General features: G+C 35.1%; 21 protein-coding genes. 7 read left to right on the top strand and 14 right to left on the bottom strand.

Annotation, left to right across the window (positions count from 1 at the left end):
* Window positions 1-27: 27 nt before the first annotated feature.
* Window positions 28-453, bottom strand: a complete 426-nt coding sequence (locus I862_RS02630; protein WP_038538663.1) for a hypothetical protein — start codon at window positions 451-453, stop codon at window positions 28-30.
* 54 nt (window positions 454-507) lie between these two features.
* Entirely contained in the window at window positions 508-1,488 is a 981-nt protein-coding gene (glpX, locus tag I862_RS02625; RefSeq protein ID WP_199398821.1) for a class II fructose-bisphosphatase, read from the bottom strand.
* Between the two features lie 80 nt (window positions 1,489-1,568).
* Between glpX and rpe the strand changes: the two genes are divergently transcribed.
* Window positions 1,569-2,219 (top strand): ribulose-phosphate 3-epimerase, encoded by a 651-nt coding sequence (rpe, locus tag I862_RS02620; RefSeq protein WP_038538660.1) that lies wholly within the window; start codon window positions 1,569-1,571, stop codon window positions 2,217-2,219.
* 6 nt (window positions 2,220-2,225) lie between these two features.
* On the opposite strand, the gene rpoN is transcribed toward rpe, so the two are convergent.
* The gene (rpoN, locus tag I862_RS02615) at window positions 2,226-3,578 is read right to left on the bottom strand and encodes an RNA polymerase factor sigma-54 (RefSeq protein WP_038538656.1); all 1,353 of its coding nucleotides are present in this window, start codon (window positions 3,576-3,578) and stop codon (window positions 2,226-2,228) included.
* Window positions 3,579-3,656: 78 nt separating this feature from the next.
* Window positions 3,657-4,970, bottom strand: a complete 1,314-nt coding sequence (gene tilS / locus I862_RS02610) for a tRNA lysidine(34) synthetase TilS (protein WP_038538653.1) — start codon at window positions 4,968-4,970, stop codon at window positions 3,657-3,659.
* Window positions 4,971-5,267: 297 nt separating this feature from the next.
* Between tilS and I862_RS02605 the strand changes: the two genes are divergently transcribed.
* From I862_RS02605 to I862_RS02590, 4 genes are all read left to right on the top strand, one after another.
* Window positions 5,268-5,630 carry a response regulator gene (locus tag I862_RS02605; RefSeq protein WP_038538650.1) on the top strand — a complete coding sequence of 121 codons (363 nt, stop codon included), beginning with the start codon at window positions 5,268-5,270 and terminating at the stop codon, window positions 5,628-5,630.
* A 3-nt stretch (window positions 5,631-5,633) separates the two neighbouring features.
* Window positions 5,634-7,013: a PleD family two-component system response regulator gene (locus I862_RS02600; RefSeq protein ID WP_038538648.1), complete on the top strand. Its 1,380-nt coding sequence runs from the start codon at window positions 5,634-5,636 to the stop codon at window positions 7,011-7,013.
* Window positions 7,014-7,059: 46 nt separating this feature from the next.
* Entirely contained in the window at window positions 7,060-7,362 is a 303-nt protein-coding gene (locus tag I862_RS02595) for an STAS domain-containing protein (RefSeq protein ID WP_038538644.1), read from the top strand.
* Window positions 7,363-7,992: 630 nt separating this feature from the next.
* Window positions 7,993-9,426 carry a hypothetical protein gene (locus I862_RS02590; protein WP_038538642.1) on the top strand — a complete coding sequence of 478 codons (1,434 nt, stop codon included), beginning with the start codon at window positions 7,993-7,995 and terminating at the stop codon, window positions 9,424-9,426.
* 92 nt (window positions 9,427-9,518) lie between these two features.
* On the opposite strand, the gene I862_RS08815 is transcribed toward I862_RS02590, so the two are convergent.
* The 10 genes from I862_RS08815 to pth form a co-directional block, all read right to left on the bottom strand.
* On the bottom strand, window positions 9,519-9,620 hold the full coding sequence (locus tag I862_RS08815) for a hypothetical protein (protein WP_411572137.1): 102 nt from the start codon (window positions 9,618-9,620) through the stop codon (window positions 9,519-9,521).
* A 335-nt stretch (window positions 9,621-9,955) separates the two neighbouring features.
* The gene (locus I862_RS02585; RefSeq protein ID WP_038538639.1) at window positions 9,956-11,050 is read right to left on the bottom strand and encodes a M48 family metalloprotease; all 1,095 of its coding nucleotides are present in this window, start codon (window positions 11,048-11,050) and stop codon (window positions 9,956-9,958) included.
* 207 nt (window positions 11,051-11,257) lie between these two features.
* Window positions 11,258-12,691 (bottom strand): phosphoglucomutase/phosphomannomutase PgmG, encoded by a 1,434-nt coding sequence (gene pgmG / locus I862_RS02580; RefSeq protein ID WP_038538636.1) that lies wholly within the window; start codon window positions 12,689-12,691, stop codon window positions 11,258-11,260.
* Between the two features lie 3 nt (window positions 12,692-12,694).
* On the bottom strand, window positions 12,695-12,952 hold the full coding sequence (locus I862_RS02575; RefSeq protein WP_038538633.1) for a BolA family protein: 258 nt from the start codon (window positions 12,950-12,952) through the stop codon (window positions 12,695-12,697).
* On the bottom strand, window positions 12,952-14,136 hold the full coding sequence (locus tag I862_RS02570) for a UbiH/UbiF/VisC/COQ6 family ubiquinone biosynthesis hydroxylase (RefSeq protein WP_052646341.1): 1,185 nt from the start codon (window positions 14,134-14,136) through the stop codon (window positions 12,952-12,954). The genes I862_RS02575 and I862_RS02570 overlap by 1 nt, the downstream gene beginning before the upstream one ends.
* Window positions 14,137-14,432: 296 nt before the next feature.
* Window positions 14,433-15,830: an ankyrin repeat domain-containing protein gene (locus I862_RS02565; protein ID WP_038538630.1), complete on the bottom strand. Its 1,398-nt coding sequence runs from the start codon at window positions 15,828-15,830 to the stop codon at window positions 14,433-14,435.
* Window positions 15,831-15,928: 98 nt separating this feature from the next.
* A complete protein-coding gene (locus I862_RS02560; RefSeq protein ID WP_148299471.1) occupies window positions 15,929-17,422 on the bottom strand; it encodes an ankyrin repeat domain-containing protein in 1,494 nt (497 codons plus the stop codon).
* A gap of 107 nt (window positions 17,423-17,529) precedes the next feature.
* Window positions 17,530-18,198 carry a hypothetical protein gene (locus I862_RS02555; RefSeq protein WP_038538622.1) on the bottom strand — a complete coding sequence of 223 codons (669 nt, stop codon included), beginning with the start codon at window positions 18,196-18,198 and terminating at the stop codon, window positions 17,530-17,532.
* Between the two features lie 56 nt (window positions 18,199-18,254).
* Entirely contained in the window at window positions 18,255-19,349 is a 1,095-nt protein-coding gene (gene ychF / locus I862_RS02550; RefSeq protein WP_038538619.1) for a redox-regulated ATPase YchF, read from the bottom strand.
* Window positions 19,349-19,936: an aminoacyl-tRNA hydrolase gene (gene pth / locus I862_RS02545; RefSeq protein WP_038538616.1), complete on the bottom strand. Its 588-nt coding sequence runs from the start codon at window positions 19,934-19,936 to the stop codon at window positions 19,349-19,351. Before pth ends, ychF begins: the two co-directional genes overlap by 1 nt.
* 129 nt (window positions 19,937-20,065) lie before the next feature.
* Here pth and I862_RS02540 point away from each other — a divergent pair, with 129 nt between their 5' ends.
* Together I862_RS02540 and I862_RS02535 are read left to right on the top strand one after the other, a co-directional pair.
* On the top strand, window positions 20,066-20,683 hold the full coding sequence (locus I862_RS02540; protein WP_038541150.1) for a ribonuclease D: 618 nt from the start codon (window positions 20,066-20,068) through the stop codon (window positions 20,681-20,683).
* Between the two features lie 205 nt (window positions 20,684-20,888).
* A complete protein-coding gene (locus tag I862_RS02535; protein WP_052646339.1) occupies window positions 20,889-22,985 on the top strand; it encodes an Rne/Rng family ribonuclease in 2,097 nt (698 codons plus the stop codon).
* Window positions 22,986-22,990: the final 5 nt, after the last annotated feature.

Genomic DNA, 22,990 nt, shown 5'->3' with positions numbered 1-22,990 from the left:
GGTATTCAACTTAATTAGCTCCAAAATTTATTTGGAAGTATCAAGATCGATTTTAAATCCGATTGTAGGGCTTGGCATTTTAAATGCTGAGTTTTTTTCCTTAGCATAATCGGTAGGGTGTTTCTTAAAATGTTGAGTTCTCTCATATTCTTCGGCCATAATCTTATTGTTGGGGCAAAGGTTTTTTTGCTCTTCAAATATTAAATATAAATTGCTGCCTTCCTCTCCAAGTATGGAAGGATTCTTGGTTTCTTTAAGTTTAGCCTTAGTATTAATCAGATCTGAAGCATTTTCATGCACTAAATCTTTTTCCTGGGGAACTTTGAGATAATTAGTTTCCAGCTTAAGCTCCGGTAAGTACAAACTGAGGGGGCAGGGGTAATCTTGAGCAAAACCGATGTTTAACCCTAAAGCTATAAATATAAAAAACTTGGTAAAATGCTCAGACCTCATATCGCTTGCCTGATTTAACTATATTATAACTAATTTATAATATAGAAGTTAAAGTTAAAGTTCACAAGCCTTATGATAAGAAATCATATTAGTAATTGATGAAATTAAAAGAGAATGATAGCTAAACCTTTCATCTTTATGTTGCTTTAATCCTTCCAGATAATCCCCTGAAGTAATGCCGGTTGCAGCAAAAATAACTTCCCCTTGCACCATGTCATTAATTTCATAAACTTTGGTTGTATCTAAAATCCCCATGCGTTTGGCGCGCGCTTCTTCTATCTCATCCTTAAACAGTAATCTGCCTTGCATCTGGCCGCCCAACACTTTTAAAGCAGCCGCAGCCAGTACGCCTTCAGGAGCACCGCCGGTGCCAATATAAAGATCAATCTCTGAGCTAGGCAGTGTGGTTGCAATTGCAGTCATTACATCCCCGTCCTTGATCAGTTTCACCCTTGCACCGGCTTCTCTGATATCAGCTATGAGTTTATCATGACGAGGACGATTGAGCACACACACATGGAGGTCATAAATTGAACATTTTTTAGCTGTGCATAAGTTTTTTAAGTTTTGTTTTATAGAGTTATCTAAATGGATTACTCCAACCGGAAGACCGTTGCCTACCGCTATTTTTTCCATATAAGTATCAGGTGCATGCAAGAAGCCGTTTTTATTGGTCATCGCCATAACGGAAATCGAATTAGGGGCATTATGAGCACATAATGTGGTTCCTTCCAGCGGATCAAGCGCTATATCAAGTTCTACTCCTCCTCTGCCTACCTGCTCACCGATATATAGCATGGGAGCTTCATCTCTTTCGCCTTCTCCGATTGCAACCACTCCGCTTATATCAAGTTCATTTAATGCGCTTCGCATTGCATTAACCGCCGCTTGATCGGCCGCCTTCTCATCACCTTTTCCTATCCAGCTATAACAGGCTTTTGCAGCTGCTTTGGTTGCTTTTAATATGCCTACATGCAGTCTTTCGTTTAGCATTTCTACTTGCTCATTAAAAATTTTCTTAATCGGAGCTTTCATTTAATATTTATATTTATAGAAAATCAGTTAGAATTTTATTATCATTTAAATAGTTAAAAGTCAAAATTTTAAGAGAAACTATGCAACTTAAAATTGCTCCATCCATACTTTCAAGTGACTTCGCAATTTTGGGCGAAGAAGTAAAACGTATCACTGAGGCCGGCGCGGATTATATCCATATTGATGTTATGGACGGAAGCTTTGTTCCAAATATTACTCTCGGTTCAAATGTGGTTAAATCAATCAGAAAATATAGCCCGCTTCCTTTCGATGTTCATTTAATGGTGAGTAACCCGGAACAACATGTTGAACAATTTGCGCAAGCAGGCGCCGATATTATTACTTTTCATGCAGAAGCCACGGTTCATATTGAGAGGTTAATCGATAAAATTCACTCTTTAGGGAAGAAAGCAGGTATATCGCTAGTGCCGAGTAGTGATGAATCAATACTTAATTATTTATATGATAAAATTGATTTAATTTTGGTAATGACCGTGAATCCGGGATTCGGTGGGCAGAGTTTTATTCCTTCTCAACTAGTGAAAATTAAAAATATTAGGCGGAAAATAATTGAGTCAAAGCGAAATATTGATCTTCAAGTTGACGGCGGAATTAATGATTCTACCGCTCGCATGTGTAAAGAAGCGGGAGCAAACATAGTGGTCGCGGGAAGTTATATATTTAGGGAGCAAAACTATGCGGCAAATATTCAATCTTTAAAACAGGTTTAAGTTTTTTTAAGAAGCTGCTGCTTTTAAACGTTTGCGTTGGTGAGATGACGGAATATTCATCGCTTCTCTGTACTTAGTTACCGTGCGCCTTGAGATATCTATTCCTCTTGATTGTAATATTGCGGAAATTTTATCGTCGGCCAGCACCTCATTCGCTTGTTCCTCTTCAATCAATTCTTTGATCTTATTTTTAATTGCACTTGAGGAGTAAATGTTTTCTGCAAAATTAGATTTAATTTTGCTGGTGAAAAAGTATTTAATCTCAAAAGTACCGATCACGGTTGCAATAGTTTTATTACTTATTCTGCTTATCGTGCTTTCATGAAGATTGGTTTTTTTAGCAATATCAGCAAGAGTCATAGGTTTTAAATAATTTATTCCTTTTTCAAAAAATTCATATTGTTCTTCTGCAATGGCTGAAGTGACTTGAAATATGGTGTTTGCTCTCTGCTCGAGCGCTCGTGCGATAAACATAGCATCATGAAATCTATGCTTACAAAAGCTTATGTCATCTTTAGTCTTTAAATTTTCTAATGTATCTTTATATAAATTGCTGTTTAAGTTAATGCTCGGAAGGTGTTCGTTATTTAACTTAACTACAAGGTTAGCATGTGTATCAAAAAATATGAAAGCATCAGGGATTAATGTCTGTGTTATGTGGGTAAAAAAATTCCTACCCGGTTTCGGGTCAAGTTTCTTAATTGAAGCCATTCTTATTTTAAATTCTTCCAAGGTAATTTTAAACACTTTTATAAGCTTATTAATCTCTCCTTTTGCTATGCCTTCAAGGTTTGCTAAAATGTTTGCAAAAACTTCATCGTATATACCCTTTTCCTTAAGCTGTAAGCTTAAACATTCCTGTAGGTTTCGTGCATAGGCGCCTATAGGATCAAGCTTATATAACTTATTTAATACAGCTTCCGCTTTTGCTGTTTCGCACTTGAGAGCTTTAGCTATTTCTGAAATATTTTCGGTTAAGTATCCGTTATCATCTAAAGAATCGGTAAACCTTACCGCAATTAGTTTTTCTTTATTATCATGTATCGTAATAAATATTTGATCAATCAAGTGTTGCTTTAGAGTGATCTGATTATCTACTATTCGACTAATATAATCTTCTCTAAAATTACCGTCATTTTCTTTGGTTTGTACACTTTCATAGCGGTGTTCTTCAAGATTTTCCTTAGCCCCTAAACCGGCACCTTCGGGAAAATCAATAAACGGGTTTTCAAGAATTTGAGTATCTATAAATTCCCTTAGTTCAATAGTGTTCATTTGCAGAATTTTTAATGATTGCTGCATCTGTTTAGTCATTGCCAAACTTTGAGCGGTTTTAACCGTAAGTTTTTGGTTAAGCATTGATTTTTATAATATTCCACCCCTTATAACTTAGAGGCTATTATACTTTAAAATATATGTCCAGAGTATTTATAAAACCTAGCTCTTGCGGCTGAAATCTATTTTATACTCTTGTAAACCTATGCTTAAAATCGGGTAAAATACTAACTTCCCGTCCTTGAATAATCCGGGAGTAGTATATAATAGTTTAGCGGGGAGCTTCTCACTAAATTTGTTATGATCTTCTGTGCCCTCTTTTTCCATTTTATCGTCATTAGTGATTTTTGAAATAGGACTATCTTTAATCCAGGATTTAAGGGTTTTAAGCCCTTGTTGATTTAGTGCTCCTACGGAAAGCTCTTCCGTGACTTTGAGTTTATACCTGTTATCCCAAATGGTTTCCTGATGAGGGATAAGCTTTTTTATATGCTCTACAGCATTTAATTCTCTATAGAACAATATAGTTTCAGCTTTAGTATTTATTTCACAACCCCATAATGTTTTTATAAAATCTTTGTTTTCCCTAATTAAATTATATAACAGTTCTAAGCTTTCCAGTCGGGGAGGGTAATGATTACCGCTTACTCGATTTAATATCTTGGTTAAAACTCGAAGTGCTATCTCTTCATCAAGCTTTAAGAATTGCGTTTTATTTAAATTTATTTCTCCGAATTTGCCCTCATAGGATATTTCTTCATACGCCTTATTTGAATAGCTATTTAAAAATCTTTTAGCTCTTGTGGAATTTTTAGCGAGTAAATTTAATCTTGATATTATAAGCTGTTTTTCCGGTAATGCGTTAATCAGCTTCCTGATTTTAGAGCGCTCGTATTTCTCGTTTAAGTTGGAAGGATCATTTACCCATTCCCATTTTGCATATGTTAAAGTTGCTTCAATTTCTTCCCTGGAAAATGGAAGTAGAGGGCGCAATATGCTTACACTGTTTATTTCATAATGCATCGGTATGCCGGCAAGCCCGTCTATTCCCGTGCCGCGAAATATACGCATTAACACTGTTTCTGCCTGATCATTTCTATTATGTGCGGTAAGTAGGTATTTAATATTATTTTCTTTGCAAAAGTTGGTGAGCAAATTATATCTCTCTTCCCTTGCGATCGCATGAAGATTAGCTTTCGGCTTTTTCGTATGGAAAGTTAATATCTCTGTTCTCAGCCCTTCGTCTAAGAGGGTTTTTCTTATTAATTCTGCTTCAATTGTAGATTCTTGCCTAAATTTATGATCAACAATTAAGCAGATTATCTCGGTATTTGTTGTTTTAGCCCACTCTCTGCATAAGTATGTAAGGCACATGCTATCCGCCCCGCCCGATACTGCAATTGCAATTCTATCAACTTGTTTATGTTCTAATAAGCTTCTAATCTCAGCTTCAAATATAGGGAAATCTATAACCATTTATTAATTCTTTATGATTTTATTAAAAGAATTATAAGCGAAGCACATATTTTTAACAATATTTACTGCTTAATAATAAGAAAATAAACTCATGTAAAATTGTAGTATTTATCTGTGGGTAACGATAAATAATAATTTGCATTTAGGTTTATATTTTATGTATACATTGTAATATATTATATAGGAATGCAAAATATAAGATGGAGTAATGTAAATTAATATGAAATAATAAAAGATATAAATACAGTGTATTTTTAATTAATTATAATAAATATAAAAAACTAATATCAGTAACTAATGAGAAAAATTGTTCTAGTAGAAGATAATGAAATTAATGCTAAGCTTATTAGAGACTTTTTAAAATTTAAGGGTTATGATGTAATTATTGTAACAAGTGGATTGGATGCCAAAGAAATTGTGCTTAAAGAGTTACCTAAGCTTATTTTAATGGATATTCAGCTTTTTGGAATGTCCGGTATTGAAGCTGCTAAATCTATCAAGGAGGATCCGATTTTGAAAAACATCCCGATTATAGCGGTCTCTGCCTTTTCTAAAGAGAAACTTGAAGAAAAAGATCTTTCGGAATTCTTTATAGACTATGTTGAAAAACCGATAGATTTCCAAAGCTTTGGCTTAAAAATAGAAAAGTTTATGGTTTGAAAAATGACAGCAAAAATCTTAGTAGTCGATGATATAGTATTTAATGTCAAATTGCTGGAAACCAAGCTAAAACAGGAATATTACGAAGTATTCGTGGCAAATAACGGGGTGGAAGCAGTTAAGAAAGCTAAGGAGCTTAACCCGGATATTATTTTAATGGATGTCATGATGCCGGAAATGGATGGCATTGAAGCAACTAAAATAATAAAAAATGACCCCAATACTATGCATATTCCTATCATAATCGTGACCGCGTTGAATGCGCAGGAAGATAAGGTGAACGGCTTAAGTGCTGGTGCTGATGACTTTTTGACCAAACCTATTAATGATCACGCGCTTATTACCCGTATTAAATCGTTGCTCAGATTAAAATTCATGATGGATGAGCTAAGGGCAAGGCATGTTACCAGTAACCAACTCGGGGTAGGGGAAGAAATCATTATCGATGAAAGCAACAAGATTGAAGGGGCGAAAGTAATCTTAGTTGATGATGATGTTGCCCAAGCGAAAAAAATTAAGGAAAAATTAAATTCAGCAGGAATTAGCGTTGATATAGTCACTGAAGAACAGGAAACTTTAAGCTTAGCTGAAAAAAACAATTATGGGCTATTTATAATAAGTACCCAGCTTATAGATTCAGACGGGTTAAGACTATGCTCTCATATTAAAAATCATGACAAGCTTAGAGGTATACCGATTCTAATTATAGTTGAAGAAGCTGACGAGAAGACTTTAACTAAAGGATTGGAAATGGGAGTAAATGATTATCTACTTTACCCGGTAGAATCAAATGAGCTTTTAGCCAGAACCAGTACTCAAATTAAGAGAAAAAATTATCAGGATGCATTGAGAGAAAATTATATACACAATCTTTCTCTATCCGTAATTGATCAATTAACTAATCTTTATAACCGCCGATATTTTGATATTCATATAAAAAACCTGGTTACTAATGCAGCTTCCACCGGGAAAAGCTTATCTTTAATCATGCTGGATATCGATCACTTTAAAAATATAAACGATACCTACGGTCACCAAGCCGGGGATATTATCATACAAGAGGTGGCAAGGAGAATTCTGCTTGGCGTAAGGCCTACCGATTTAAGTGCTAGGTACGGCGGGGAAGAGTTTGTAGTTATATTGCCTGATACAAAACTTGAAGATGCAATTAAAGTTAGTGAAAGAATTAGGCAGTCAGTTGAGATGTATCCGCTTACTACCGTGGATTCCTCGGAAATTAAGTGCACGATAAGTTTAGGTGTTAGTGCTTTAAGCAGCGATGATTCCCCTGAAAATCTTTTAAAAAGGGCGGATCAGTGCTTATATAAAGCTAAAGAAGGCGGAAGAAACAGGGTGGTTGCCGAGGAAGCTTTTTTCACATGATTTTTAATAATTTAAACAAGTATAAAAAAACAGCTATATAAATGATATGGAATATACATATAAAGAAGAAGAGCAGGGTATAAAATTAAAGTTAACGGGAAAGTTTACTTTCACGGATAATAAAGCTTTTCTATCCTTTATAGAAGATACTATTGCTAAAAATTTTAATACTCTTTTTATTGACCTTGCAGGGGTTGATTTTATTGATTCGGCAGCCCTTGGTATTTTATTGCTTACCAGAGATAAATGCGCAAATACTAATATCAAATTAATTTTATGCAGCCCGGAAGGGCAAGTTAAACAAATGTTTAAAATTTCCAAGTTCGACCGGCTGTTTGACATACGATAGTCGGGTTCTGCTATACGACAAAGGTTTTTATTAGATTTATTTTAAAAAGCTTGCCTTATCAAGAACGAGCTCATTCTTATAGGACTTTAAAGATGTTCAAAGTATGATTCTATACCGATAAAAAATGCATGAAATTGTGTAAAAATACAAACTTCTAGTAAATTAAGTTATAAATCATACGATAATGTTTATTTAACCTCGGTGCTTTCTAACAAAATAAAGATACATAAAAATTGTTTAATAATTTTTATGAGCGCTGCCCCTCTGAAGAGGGGCGGGAGGGGCGCGCTATTATTAATTCTATTAATTTCAACAATAAATCATTAAGGTCGTCTGAAGGCTTGTTTAAATAAGTATGTAAGATATTCAACTTAACTTACTATAATATTTGCTCAATTGATTTGTAGTGCTCCAGAGAAAATATTTGCTTAATAATGCAGAGTAGCTGGAAGACGAGGAGGCAGCTGAGCAAATCACTATAGATCGTGGAGTATCTTCAAAATTCTGAAAATATAAAGCTGATTTTATATATGTGATAATATAAAGATATAAATTATGTTTTTATTAATTCATATTAATTTTATGTTATAATAAAATTGTTATGGGAATTTTGTAGTAATGGGGTGAGTGATGAGAACATCTGAAGGTAAAATAAATTATACCGAAATCAGTGATGAGACTAAGAAGCTAGTTGAAAAGATAAGCTTAATTAAGTCTAATTCCGCTGAGAAGGTTGTTGCTTCAAAGGAAATAAATAGAGCGGAAAAAGGGGGATCTGATCAGCAAGCTGAAGGAAAGTCAGGAAATCTTAAATTAGCTGAAGCGCTTAAAGAGATGACAAAGGATTTTGATTTTAATACTTGGTTAGAGCTTAAGCCGGTAGAGAGGATGAAAGTTACAGGGTTTAGCCAAAATTTAGTTAATATATTAAGCCAATTTGGGATCACTCCAGATTATATGGAAGGATATAATGCGCTTGGTAGGGAGGGTGATAAGCTATCTGCTTTAATTGAGCAATGGCCTGCACTTAAAGAATATCTAATTAAAAACGTTGATATATTATTAGACATAACTAAGGATTTTAAAAACTATATAGAAGCGCAAAACAAAGAGGTAAGTCAGATTATGAATCCTATTACGGATGCTAGGTATAATTCTGCCAGAGAGGATCGATCCTCAGTATCCTATACTGCGAACAAAGATGTCTTTATAGCTTCAATAAGGAAAGCTTTGAATGCAAATGATATTAAAACAGCTCAGGAGAAAACTTACTTATATTTTTCAAAAATTTATGAACTTGCAGATCGTGAAAGTTTGTTAAGAGATAAAGATAGTTTTAATAAACTAATGAAAAGAGATCTAAAGCAGCTTGTGCAACAGCTTGCAGGGAGAGAGAATGAATTAGTTGAAATTCTGATTACCAGTCAAGATAAATTAGATAAGGCAATGGAGCAAAGTGTATACCAAGTTGCAAAGAAATATGGTGAGGTAGAAGAAAATAAGTTTAATTCATTAATCGAGAAGCATACACGTAAAAATGAGGTCATTAAGGCCATGCTCTATAATGATGATATGCGGGAGGTTATGGTTAGTGCAATAGCTCATAACTATATAAAGCCTCTAACTGAACATTTACAGAAATACAGCAAATCTAATGATACTAAGCACTTAGATCATTTTGCCCAAGATTTTGAGAAAATGACTAGTGCTCTATCCTCCGCACTAGAGGGTGTTAAACAAGAAGGGTATAATAAACATTTAGCAACAGCTATGAAAGAAATGGTTACGGAAATACATAACTCCTTAACTAATAGAGAAAGCTTTAAGGCTGATTTTAGAAGGTTTAAGAATGATTTTTGTAAAGAAATTGATAATAAATTATTAGCAAACGAAAGCAAAGGTTCGTCAGATAAAAAATTTAATCTTTTAGACTTGGTAAACGATTTGGTTCAATCATTGCTTACTAAGCTACATGCTAAAGCTTCTCTTTCAGAAAAGTATAAAGTAGAGACTTTTGTTGAAAAGGTAACTAAGCATGCTTCTGATAACTCGCATACAAGGTGATTGTGTTGACTGATTTAGCTGATTACTGCAAATAATAGGGTCGAGATTATATCTGAGCAAAAAAGATATTCGATATAACACTGCCCTCTTTTTTAAATTAACAACATTGTAACTTTAGCTAAAAACCATCTCATTGAATTCTTGCCTTTTGCTGCATAGCCTGTAAATACTCTATGCTGCTTCTCTCTCTTTATGTGAAATGCTTTTATTTAAGTAGAGTCAGTAATAATTATGCAGAGTAGCTGGAAGATGAGGAGGCAGCTAAACAGATATAGTGTATTAAGTTTAATATGACAATATTGCCTACAACTAAGAAATCAGATAATAAGACTAGTAAGAAGCACGCGCCTAGCGGCCATTTATGGCGTGTGCTCGAATAAATGACTATGTCATTTATTCGCAAACTTAGTTTAATCTTTTATAGTTTAACTATGCTCGATGTATGTAGGATATTCAACTTAATACACTATAAATAGAGGTTGTAAAGCTACCTTCAAGAGAGGTTAAGGGTGCCGAATCTACCCTGTAATCATACTATGGAAACTACTCTGCTGCCTAAGGGTTGATCGATGGTGTCAACAAAATTTCTAGCTCTTTCAATCCGGTTTATAATTGTTGGATGGGTATTTTCGCTATTTTTTGCTATAGGATCCAATATTTGAATTAACGGATTTGCAAAGCTATTATCTAATGCTTTTATAAAAGCTTTTTTACCGACTGCTCTTATTGCAACCTCATCGGCTTCATATACATTATGTTGAGAAAATGCTTTCCCTATAGTGCTTAGAATTGAGTTTACATATGCTGTAGGTAAAATATTTGAACTTAGGACTTCTATAGTAGTAATACACATCTTTAGTAATAGAGTTTTCAAAGTGTGATGATGCTTTATGTGCCCTAGTTCATGTGCAATTATTGCATTAAGGCATTTTATGGTTTTGGTACTATCGCCATTATTTTTGTTAAGGTGATGATTAATCGTTCCTATATTTAATTCAACAAAGGGTTTTACAACTATTTCTCCTGTTGATGCTCCCCCGAAAAATGGGTTATTATTGATATATAATTGTGTGTTTTTTGATACACCTATGCTTTCTTTTAATTCTTCAAAAGAAAAACTTATCTCTTTTAGTAATAATTTCAAATTTTCTTTATTAGTTTTATCAGCATACCGGCTAATGTCATTTAGTTGATGAGTTTTCATAAAATACATAGTATTATACCCTGCAATCCTTTCCAAAATACAATCCGATACTGTTGTAAGCAGATTAATAATCTTGATAGTATCGTTTTGGGCAGTATTATGCCTTACTAATAAATCAGAGAAGGAAACGGAAAGGTAGGAAGGTGCAACAGAGTAGATAACAAGTGCCGTACATGCCGTAAAAGCAAATTCCCATAAATGTGACCTTATGTAATACTGAATAGAATTCTTTATAAATTCATAGTCCCAAGGATTGGATTTTAGTTGTAAATACATAGATGTTAAGCCCAATGCCATGTGAGCTATCTGCATATAATTTGAGTAACCGTCTAAGGCATAAATAAGCCCTGCACTTAGGGCGGTTCCTACCCAAGGGTTTCTAAACAGGCCATGATAATTTTTTAAAGCATTATAATACATATAAGATACTAAATTTAATAATGCAGGTAATATAATATAAAGAGATTAAATAAATAGAGATATTAGGTTAATTTATTATTAACTTATCAATGAATTATTATTGCAAAAGTTATAAGGTGTGAAAGGCTTAAAACTATAAGCTTAAAGCCGTTCGATTTTATTCTGTTTTAAATATAAGTAGATTAAGTTGAATATCCTATATACATCTTAAACAAATCTACTAAGCGGAGATAAATCCAAAGTATTTTCAATAATTTCAAGGATTTCAAAAAGCTCTTTGCACAGTGCATTCAAACCGGCTTCACTAAGACTTTCCACTCTTACAACCAGGCAATTTTGTGTGTTTGAAGCACGCACCAGCCACCAGCCTAAATCATTGTTTACTCTGACACCATCGATGTTATTAATACTTAAACCAAGCTTTTTTGCATGCAAGGTGACTTCATCAATGATTTTAAACTTTCTTTTTTCCGTGCATTCAATTCTGATTTCGGGAGTAGATATGGTTTTAGGTAACTCATCATAAATTTCAGTTAATGATTTCTCGCCGTCATATAAAATTTTCAATAACCTGACTGCGGCAAAAATTGCATCATCATAGCCGTAATAATCTTCAGCAAAGAACACGTGCCCGCTCATTTCGCCGGCAAGCATAGCGTTTTCTTCTTTCATTTTCTGCTTAATTAAAGAGTGCCCCGTCTTCCATAAAATATCTTCTCCGCCCCAGTTTCTGATACTTTCAAAAACAACTTGGCTGGTTTTGACGTCAGCTATAATTTTAGCATTCTTATTTCTGCTAAGCAGATCTTTTGCATATATCATAAGCAGTTGATCACCGTATAGTATTCTACCTTCACTATCAACTACTCCTATACGGTCACCGTCGCCGTCAAAGGCTATGCCTAAATCTGCTCCTTCTTTCTTAACTTCATCTATCAGTTGCACTAAATTCTCCGGTTGGGTGGGATCAGCATGATGAGATGGAAACGTCCCATCTACCTTGCCGTTAATAACTTTATGTTCACCGGGCAATCTTTCAACCAATTGCTTGATTACTTCGCAAGCCGCTCCGTTAGCCGGATCCCATACTACCTTTAATTTTTTTAAAATAGAATTAGAAGGAGTGTTGAGCTTAATAATTTTACTAAGGTAAGCTTCAATAATATTAGTTGTTTTAACTTCGCCGCTGCTATCGATAAACTTTCCTCTCTTCGCAATCTCTCCCAGTTCCGATATATCGTTGTCAAAAACCGAGGCATGGTCGGCTACCATTTTAAAACCATTTTGATCAGGCGGATTATGTGAGCCGGTGACCATAATGCCTGATATGGCTCCGGGAATAAAGTGAGTAGCAAAATAAAGTACCGGAGTTGGCACTAATCCGATTCTTACTACTTCAACGTTTGACTCGCTTAATCCTTCCGTCAGTTCCTTTTCAAGGGAAGGAGAACTGATTCTTCCGTCGTAACCGACGCACACCTTAAGGGGTATATTGTTATTATGCAGAAACACGGCGAAGCTTTTGCCTAAATAATATGCATCAGCTTCATTGAGGTTTTTACCGAAGGTACCTCTGATATCATATTTCCTTAAAATTTCTTGATCAAAAAAATGTTTAGCGGTTTCTTTTAAAGCTTTCATAATTTATTCGTCTGCCTCGATTGAAATTGCATGTAGTCCCATTTTTATCTCTTCTGCCAGGGTGTTATAAATTAACTGATGCATAGAGATCTTAGTTTTGCCTTTAAAACATAATGATTTTATTTTTATTTTAATGTGAGTAACAGTCCCGTGCTTATAGTTTAAATGCCCCTCATGTGCTGCCGAATCATCCGATACTTCCAGGTGCTCAGGATTAAATGCCGACCTCAGCTTATCTTCAATTTTTATAATTAAAACCATTATATCAGACCCATTGCATATTTCATAAACATTTTTTTAAGAGGGGGTATTTTATTCACTGCTTTTAGTCCGATTCCGCGGATTAGTTTTATAGGCATTATATTATTGGAAAACAATAAATTTAAATGGTGAGTTGCCTCTATCATCACATTGTTATCAACTTTCCTTGTTCTCTCATATTCTTTAAGCATTAATTCCGAGCCGATATCCAAACCCAATTCCAGATTTTGCTCAATTAGCTCGGCAAGCTTTAAGGCATCTCTTATCCCCAGATTTAGGCCTTGACCGGAAATAGGATGAATCGCATGCGCTGCATCTCCCGCTAAAGCAAGCCTTGATGCTATATAACTTTTTGCACTGATTAATTTGAGCGGAAAAAATTTAATGTCACCGGTTACCTTTAGCTCCCCTAAATAATCACCAAATTTCTTTGCTATAATTTCTGCAATCGTTTCTTTATCAAGCTCTGCAATTGCCGCTGCATGCTTGGATTCACAAGTCCAGACGATTGCCGAACTATAGCCGCCGAATTTCGGCAAAATAGCAAAAGGTCCTTCGGGCATAAATTTTTCAATTGCCGCACCTTCATGGTTGTGAGTATGTGAAATATCGCACACAATCGCCGATTGTTTATAATCAAAATTCTGCACACCTATTCCTGAAAATCTTCTAACCCAGGAATTTCTGCCGTCACATCCAACTATGAGTGAGGTGGTGAACTCCGACTCATCTTTAAACTTAATTTGAGACTTATGTTTCTCAGTGATTATGTTGGCGGCTTCACGGTTATAAAACAGAGATATATTTGGGGTGTTAATTGCTTTGTTATATAACCTTTTCAGTAACACATGCTCTTCAATCATTACGCCGAACTTGCTTAAGCCAAGTTCCTGCGGGTTGAAATCAAGGTAAGCGGTAGTTCCTTCTTCTAAAACTCTAATAAAAGTAATCGGCTCAGCTTCACTCCCAAACAGGTCATTTATATTATATTTCTTATAAATATCCATGGAAGCTTTGGCAATTGCCAGTAAACGGGATGGCTCATTATTCTTTTTAGTCAAATTCAGGTTTTGCTTCTCTACTACAGCGATTTTGAGATCAAGCTTTGCAAGAAAAAGTGCCAGGGTAAGTCCCATATAGCTGCCGCCGAATATAACCGCATCGAAATGTTTGGGGGTATTCATCCGCTGTCTGTTACTATTTTTAGAATATTATAACAGATGTTTCGCTTATCAACAATAGGTCTGTTTTTTATTGATGTTTATCTCGGTTTAACGCTCTCTTACCTCGGGTTTTTCACCTGTAAGCTTAGCGGTAAAGCTGTTTACGGGAATTGTATGATAAATTAAGCAATATGTTTGCTAATAAATATCTTTAGCTTATTGGTTGTATAAAAAGTGATATTCATAAAAATTATTTAATAATTTTTATGAGCGCTGCCCATCTAAGGTAGGTGCTACTTTATCGGCTTGGGCTATGCTTAACGATCAAGTACATTGGTTTGCCTAGCTCTGATCCTATCTGCAAAGCCTGAAGTATATTCATATTTTATGGGATTGGATATCACCGGAGAGAAGTTGTCGTCATCTTCATAGGTGAGCATTATTGCTGACTCGCTAACCTTTCTTATATATTCCTCAGGTCTTAAAGAAATAATCTCCCCTATTCTTTCAAACCAAAGGTCAATAACCGCATTATTTCCTTTTTCAGATAGGGAAGAATATCTATGACCCGAAGATTTATCATCATGTTTAAGTTTAGGGTGCTCCGTACAAAAATAAGCTATTCTGTTCAGTATCTCATTTGGTATGCATATTTCATTGTTTCCTCCTTGGGGAGTAAATATATTCGTATTATATAAAGAATAAAATGATGATATGTAATCACCCAGCGGAGTTGGGTTCTTCCGCTCGATATATTTAGCTTCAACATAGTAAACATATGCATCATTGGCGGATAATTTATGATTCTTCATAATATCAATGAAATCCTCCGTATTATCCTTAAGTTGTTCAGTATCAGCTCTTATGATTTTAGCTATATGCTGGATATATTTCTCTCTTAATTCATCATCAGTAACACTGCTTAAGAAGTAGTAAATATTAAATTTTTCATTAAAATACTTTTTTAAATGAGGAGTTAACACAGGGGATATATTTTCGGGTATTATTTTATCTTTATAGGTGAGCATTATCTCTATTGCAAAACCGAAATCTTTTTCATAAATTGCCCCGTTTAAAGCTTTTATCGGATCCGTATTATATTCTTCGATTAACCATTTTATGGATTCTCTCTGCTGATGTTTTGCAGCTGTAATCAAGGCCGTGTTTAAAATATTTTTATAATTTACTGTTTTTTTTATTTGATTTAATAGCCTTCCCAGTAATTTCTTATCTTCCCGTAGTACAGTTCCTTCTACAGCAAAATTTATGTTTGCTCCCCGAGCTAATAATGAATACATCAATTCTTCATGGCCGCCTTCGGCAGCACCTTTTACGGCATCATGTATACTTGCCTTATGTTCTCCAAGTAGCAAGTTTACCAAGCTTACATGGCCGCCTTCTGCGGCACCTTTTACGGCATTATGTACATTTACCCCCTTGTTTATCCATTCTAAAGTGAGATCAATATCGCCCCTCACCGCAAACCCTTCAACCATGAAGCTTGAAATATCATAAGAAGAAATAGACATTAAAAGTTTAATTGCTTCCAGCTCTCTATGCCCGGCTAATATTTTTACAGCATTAAGAGCAGTTTTTTTATTTGCTGGGTTATCCCATATTTTTTTTAATTCTTCATAATCCCGTATCTTTACCGCTTCAATGATCTGTAGTGTTTCCGGATTATTTATTAAAATGGAATTGAGGTTATTTTTCATTTATAATATAAATTTAATAATTTAACCTGCTGTTATAATATATTTTTATGAATAATATAATTAATATATTGTTAAAAATTTTTCTTAATTTTAACCCTTTAGATTTGGTTCCCCCTTCCATCGGATTTTTCTTCCGTGAGCTTATCTCTAAAGCCGGTTACCGAATTATATAGGTCATTTATAGAGTGAGTTATTACTGCGGGGAAGTTATCATTATAAGCCGTTGTAATTAAAAGTGCCAGCTCACTGACTTGAGCTTTAATTCTTTCGGTTCTTTCAAAGCAAACAACATTTATTCTATTTACCCATAAATTAATAACCTTATTTATTCCGCTCTCCGATAACGGGGGGTATTTCTGCTCATTCGATTTATCATCACGCTTAAGCTTCGGGTGCTCTATACAAAAGTGCGCGATTTTATTTAAAATTTCAGAAGGTATTAGTATTTCTTCCCTCGTAATAGGAGCATTTGCAGTATATACTTTATAGAAAGAGGCTACATAATCACCCAGCGGAGTTGATATTCCGCAGGCTATATATTTCTTCTCAACATAGTAAACATATGCATCATCGAAAGATAATTTCTCGTCTTCCATAGTTTTTAGTATACTGCTAAAATTATTACTAAGCTTATCAGGACTAATGTCTAAGATAGTAGCTGTATGGTGGATATATGCTTTTCTTAGCTCATTATCAGTGATGCCGCTGAGAAAAGAATAGATATTGTATTTCTTTTTTTTGAAATATGATTTTAAATCATCATTATAAGAAGCAGATATTTTTTCAGGTAATATTTTATAATTGCTTATCAAGTATGTAGCAAAGTTAAAAGATTTATTCCAAATAGCTCCATTTAAGGCTTCAAGCGGATTTGCCTTATATTCTTCAATTAACCATTCCGCCAGCTCTTTATGCTCATAACCTGCGGCTTCCCTCACAGCTTTATTTAAAGCGTATTCATAATTATCTTCATTTTTTGCTTGCTCTAATAACCTCTGCGTTAGGTTCCTGTGTCCTCCTATTTCAGCACCGCTTATAGCGAAAGATGTATTGGCTCCGCGAGTCAGCAATGAATCTACCAGTTCCTCATTCCCGCCTTCGGCAGCCATATATACGGCTGCATGAATATTTACTTTATAGTTATTCAGCAATAAAGTTACCAACGCATCATTCCCCTGTTTAGCAGCAATACTTACAGCAATATTTACATCTGCTCCTTTATTGATCCATTCTAGCGCTAAATCGGTATGTCCACCCATGATGAATCCCTCTACTACTATATTTTTATAAAGGTGATCCCAAACATGTTTTATCCCTACTTGCGAATTAATAAGTTCAGTTGCTGTTTTCATTACCTTTTTTCTGATGCCAAATCTATCTTTAGCGATACCTAGTATGTATGGCTTTAAAAATTTTATTACCTCCGTTTCTCTGTTATAAGCTAGTATCGTTGCAGCATGGAAGCCTGTTTTTTTATCTCGTTGATTTACATTAACCTCTTCTAAAGCTTTATGATCGAAGTTTCTAGCCGCTTCGATAATTTTCAGGATTATCGGGTCGTCCGTTAAGGTGCGGTTGCTGTTATTTTTCATTTTTGTAAATATGATATTCTTATTAATTATCATAATTCTTAATTTAGCTAAAATAGCAAGTGTTCAGCTTACCGTTTAGGGTAAGCATCCTATTTTAAAAGCTCTCTTTAACCTATTTTATGCAGCGTGATTTCTATCACGACTTTTTCATCAGTTCGGCTATTTTTATCAATCTCTTTAAGTGCCAGCTTAGTTAATCGTTTTTCCCCAACTGTCATACCTATAAGAGCTTTTTCAATTGCTTGAGGAGCGGTTTTTTTGCCTAGTATAATTTGTTTGGAATAGGGGATGGCATTTTCAAGCTCACGGACTTTATAAGAAAAAGTTAGTTTATCACCCCCTTTAGCGCCGAATATGAGAGGCGTATCATCACTTGAGCCAGCTATAACATGCTGCTGCGGAGGAGGTGGAGTAAATCTGCCGAGTTGATTATTCATTCCTCTGATAGTTTGGGTATCGTGATTAGTATTAAATCTTAATGCAGCTTGCCCGCTTATCTGCTTAGCTTTTTCAATATCATTTTTAAATACTTTGTAGATAACTTTCTCGGTTAAAGAATAATCATCAGGATCTTTATGAGGATCAAAATTAATGCTGTGTTTTGCGTTAGCACCTTTGGATTCGGTTTGATTTACTCCTTTATAAAAAATTTCCTGCTTTTTATAATACTCGGGAGTATATTCTTTTTTATATTCCTTATAATTACTGTAAGCTAAAAAAAACATTAGCCCGATTGCACCTAAAGTTACTGTTCTATTGCTAAGTAAGAAATTCATAATTCAATTATTTACATTATAGTTAATCAATAGATTAGCATATTTATAATAATAATTTAAACATTAAATCTAAAGTGCAGTATATCACCATCATTAACTTTGTAATCTTTACCTTCCAGCCTTAGTCTTCCAGCCTCTCTTGCGCCACTTTCCCCGTTATATTTTATATAATCTTCGTAAGAAGTGGTTTCGGATCTGATAAATCCTTTTTCAAAGTCGGTATGGATAACTCCGGCAGCTTGGGGAGCAAGAGTGCCGTTTATAATAGTCCAAGCATGAGCTTCCTTAGGCCCTATGGTAAAGAAAGTAATGAGCCCGAGCATATCATAGCCGGCTTTAATTACTTGGCTTAAACCCGTTTCTTTCATACCGAGACTTTCTAAAAATTCCTTTTTCTCTTCCTCGCTTTCAAGATTTGCAATATCAGCTTCAATTTTAGCAGAAACCAAAACGCAAAATGCCCCCTCAGCCTTCGCCTTGTTTAAAACTTGTTCGGAGTATTTGTTGCCTGATAAAACATCATCTTCCGCAACATTACAGACATACATTACGGGTTTTGAAGTAAGAAGCTGTAGATTCTTAAGGCGCTTTTCATTATCCTTAGTCAGGGCAAGTCTTGCAGGTTTACCGCTGCCTAATACTTTAGTAACCTGATTAATCAGCTCAACATCAAGTGCCAGTTCTTTATCGGTTCTTGCTTTCTTTTCTAAATTGGGTAAGCGTTTCTCTAAGCTTTCGAGGTCGGCAAGAATAAGTTCGGTTTCTATGATCTCAATATCGCTGATCGGGTCAACTTTCCCTTCGACATGGGTGATATCATCATCATCAAAGCAACGTAGTACGTTTACTATCGCATCTACTTCCCTGATATGAGATAAAAATTGATTGCCTAAACCTTCGCCTTTACTTGCGCCCCTGACTAAACCTGCGATATCAACAAATTCTATTTGATTGGGAATAATTTTAGCCGAATGCGCAATAGCTGCAAGTTTATTAATTCTTTCGTCAGGAACGGAAACTTTTCCGACGTTCGGTTCAATTGTACAGAAAGGGTAATTTGCCGCCTCAGCAGCCTGAGAAGAGGTGAGTGCATTGAAAAGAGTTGATTTACCGACGTTAGGAAGACCGACGATTCCACATTTAAATCCCATTATTTTTGCTCCACGTTTTTTTTAAGTTCATTTGCATAATTATTTAGAAAATTATCATAGTTGGAATTGAGTAATAATCCAAGATTATTACTAATAAATTTTAAGCCCTGAGATACAATTTTGATTTCATTACTATTAAAATTATGCAGAACATAATCGGAAACCTGAGATTTATGCTCCGGCTTTCCTACGCCGAACCTAAGCCTGTAATAATTATTACCTATATTTTGATCAATTGATTTTAAACCATTATGGCCGCCGCTGCCGCCGCCTATTTTAATTTTTATTTTGCCTGTTTCCAGATCAAGCTCATCATGGATTACTAAAATATCTTGGGGTAGTATCTTATAAAAATTAGCGCATTCTCTGATTGCCGTGCCTGAATTATTCATAAAAGTTTGTGGCTTTAGCAGAAGAATTTTGTAATTTCCAACTTGGAGAGAAATAAATTCAGCATGAAATTTATTAACAAATTGCATAACATTGAGTTTCAGTGCAATTTCATCTATCGCCATAAACCCTAAGTTATGACGAGTGTTTTTATATCTCTCTCCCGGGTTGCCGAGCCCTGCAATAAGTTTATACATATTGTTATTTCAATTGATGCTGCGAACGCATATTAACCTTTTAGGATAAAAAATGACAGAAAATTTATTTATATTAATTGATTTGTATTATATAAAGAGGAACGAATGACCAGTAATAAGGAGACCGCTATAAATACTAAATATCATATTGATGACCTTCCGAGTAATGTTTCACTTCAAGGTAATCTAGCAATTGATACCGAAGCTATGGGTCTTAATAACTTTAGGGATAGGCTTTGTGTCGTGCAACTAAGCGATGAAGCAAAAAATGTCCATGTGGTGCATTTTCCGAATAAGCAATATGATTGTCCTAATTTAAAAAAGTTTTTAAATGATGAAAGCCGGATAAAAATTTTCCATTTTGCTCGTTTTGATATTGCAATTATGCATCATTACTTAAAAGTCGAACTTAAAAACGTTTATTGTACTAAGGTAGCCTCCAGGCTTGCGCGTACATATACGGATCAGCATAGCTTAAAAGATTTATGCCATGAACTGCTCGGAGTTAAGATTTCCAAGCAGCAGCAAACCTCCGATTGGGGGGCGGCTAAGCTTACCCAGGATCAGATTAATTATGCAGCTTCGGATGTTTTATATTTGCATGCATTAAAAGATAAGTTGGATTTTATGCTTAAGCGTGAAGGGAGACTGGAACTTGCAGGGAAGTGCTTTGAGTTTTTACCTACCAGAGCCGATCTGGATTTAAGCGGTTGGCCGGAAATAGATATTTTTGCTCATTCGATATAGTTTAATGCATCGCTTTATACAAAAATTAAGGAACTAAGGCTGTTACTTAAAATAGATTGACTAAATGCGGATTTACTTTTAAATACTTGCTTTAAATAGCTTATTTTATCGGTGCAGGCAATTGTACAATGCTTTGAAGCACAAAAGTTTTATCAAAATTAAACTATGTTTTTAGAATTTAAATCAGAGATAACGAGGAAAAGAGATGTCAAAACTGATGGTGATAGATGGCGCACATCCTGAAGAAACGCGCGCAGTAGTGATTAATAAAGGAATAATTGAAGAATTTGATTATCAAAACACTTATAAGAAATCTACAAAGGGAAATATATATTTAGCAAAAGTAATTAGAGTTGAGCCTTCATTACAGGCTGCATTTGTTGATTACGGAGGGGAAAGACATGCATTCTTACCTTTTCCTGAAATCCACCCTTCTTATTACCAATTGCCTAAGGTGGATAAAGAAGCTTTACTTTCATCTATGGTTGATGCGGAAGATAAAGAGTTGTTATTAGATGAAAATAGGAAAATCGAGCAGTTTGATATCGAAGAAGAAGGAGAAGAAGAAGTTAAAGAGACTAAAAATACTAAGGATACAATCGCTCAAGAACCTGCTGAAGGAGATGCCGCTTCCGAAGGAGAGGAAGCTGAAGCCGAATTAATTTCTTCGGAAGCTGAAGGTGAAGAAAGTTCGGTCGGAGAATTCCGTCCAGATTTTTATAAAAACTATAAAATTCAGGAAGTAATAAAGAAAGATCAGGTACTGCTTATCCAAATCGTAAAAGAAGAAAGGGGAAATAAAGGAGCATCGGTTACAACTTATATCTCACTTGCAGGCAGATATTGCGTTTTAATGCCGAATTCAATAAGGGCAGGCGGTGTATCCAGAAAAATTATGGATAACCAGGAAAGACAAAGGCTAAAAAGTGTTGCGGATGAACTAAACGAGAAGGCAAGTACGGCCGCAAGCGTTATCGTGCGCACCGCAGGTGCTCATAAAACCAAAACCGAAGTAAAAAGAGATTTTAATTATTTGATCAGGCTTTGGAATAATATTAGGGAACACACGCTTGCTTCAAAAGCCCCGGCTTTCATCCATGAAGAAGGAGATGTAATTAAAAAATCAATTCGTGACCTTTATAATAGCGACATGGAGCAAATTTTGGTTGCAGGCGACGAAGCTTATGAAAATGCCAGAAAATTTATGGAACTTATTCTGCCTAAACGCGTAGACAGCGTCAAAAAATATAAAGGCAAGTCACCTATATTTGTAAAATATAACATTGAAAATCAATTAAATACTTTTTACGATCCTGTAGCACCTCTTAAATCAGGCGGGTATTTGGTTATCAACCATACGGAAGCACTTGTTGCAATCGATGTTAACTCCGGAAGAGCAACTTCTGAAAGAAATGTAGAAAACACCGCAGTAAAAACCAATATGGAAGCTGCACGGGAAATCGCCAGACAAATTAAGCTTAGAGATTTATCCGGTTTGATTGTAATCGACTTTATCGATATGGAGGATTCCAGAAATCGCAGAACAGTTGAAAGAGAGTTTAAAGAGGCGCTTAGTAACGACCGCGCAAGGATCCAAGTAAATAGAATCAGTATGTTTGGTTTACTTGAAATGACACGTCAGAGGCTGCGTAAAAGCTTCTTTGAATCAAGCACTCACGTTTGCGCGCACTGCGACGGTAGGGGAAGAATCAGACCAGTGGAAGCAACCGCTATTGCCGTTTTAAGAGCATTGGATAATGATCTCGCTGAAGGAAGCTGTGATGAGATTAAAGTATCAGGCAGTGAAAAACTAATGTTTTATATTTTAAATAATAAGCGTGAGGAAATTTCAAAACTTGAAAAATCACATAAAGTCAGAATAACTTTTTATACTGATGAAGAAGCGGGTGCAGACGGGTTCTTTATTGAAAAAAGTAAGAAGACTAAGGAAGAAGCCGTGACACAATCAGCATTATCGGCAATTGATGTCGAGCCTTATGCGGTTGAAGAACCGGCTGAAGAAGAAGATTCTTCCGCTAAGAGAAAGTGGAAAACTAATGCTAAGAAACCTACCTTCCATGAACAGGAGAGAGAAGTGGAGCATACCCACAAAAGAGTAGACAAAAGAAAAGGAAAAGGTGTTAATAATAATAGATTTAAAAACAAAGAAAACCGAGCTCCGGTTAAAGAAATAATTCCTTATGATTATGAGGAAGATAATGCTTTTGAAGAAAACATGGAAAAAAAGAGAAAGCAAAACCAATCTTTCTTAAAAGAAATCTGGAAAAAAATAGTAGAATAAGGGGA

The organism is endosymbiont of Acanthamoeba sp. UWC8, from assembly GCF_000730245.1.
GTDB lineage: Bacteria > Pseudomonadota > Alphaproteobacteria > Rickettsiales > Midichloriaceae > Jidaibacter.
Note: the sequence above shows the minus strand (reverse complement) of the source record. Positions and strands in the feature narration are given on the sequence as shown.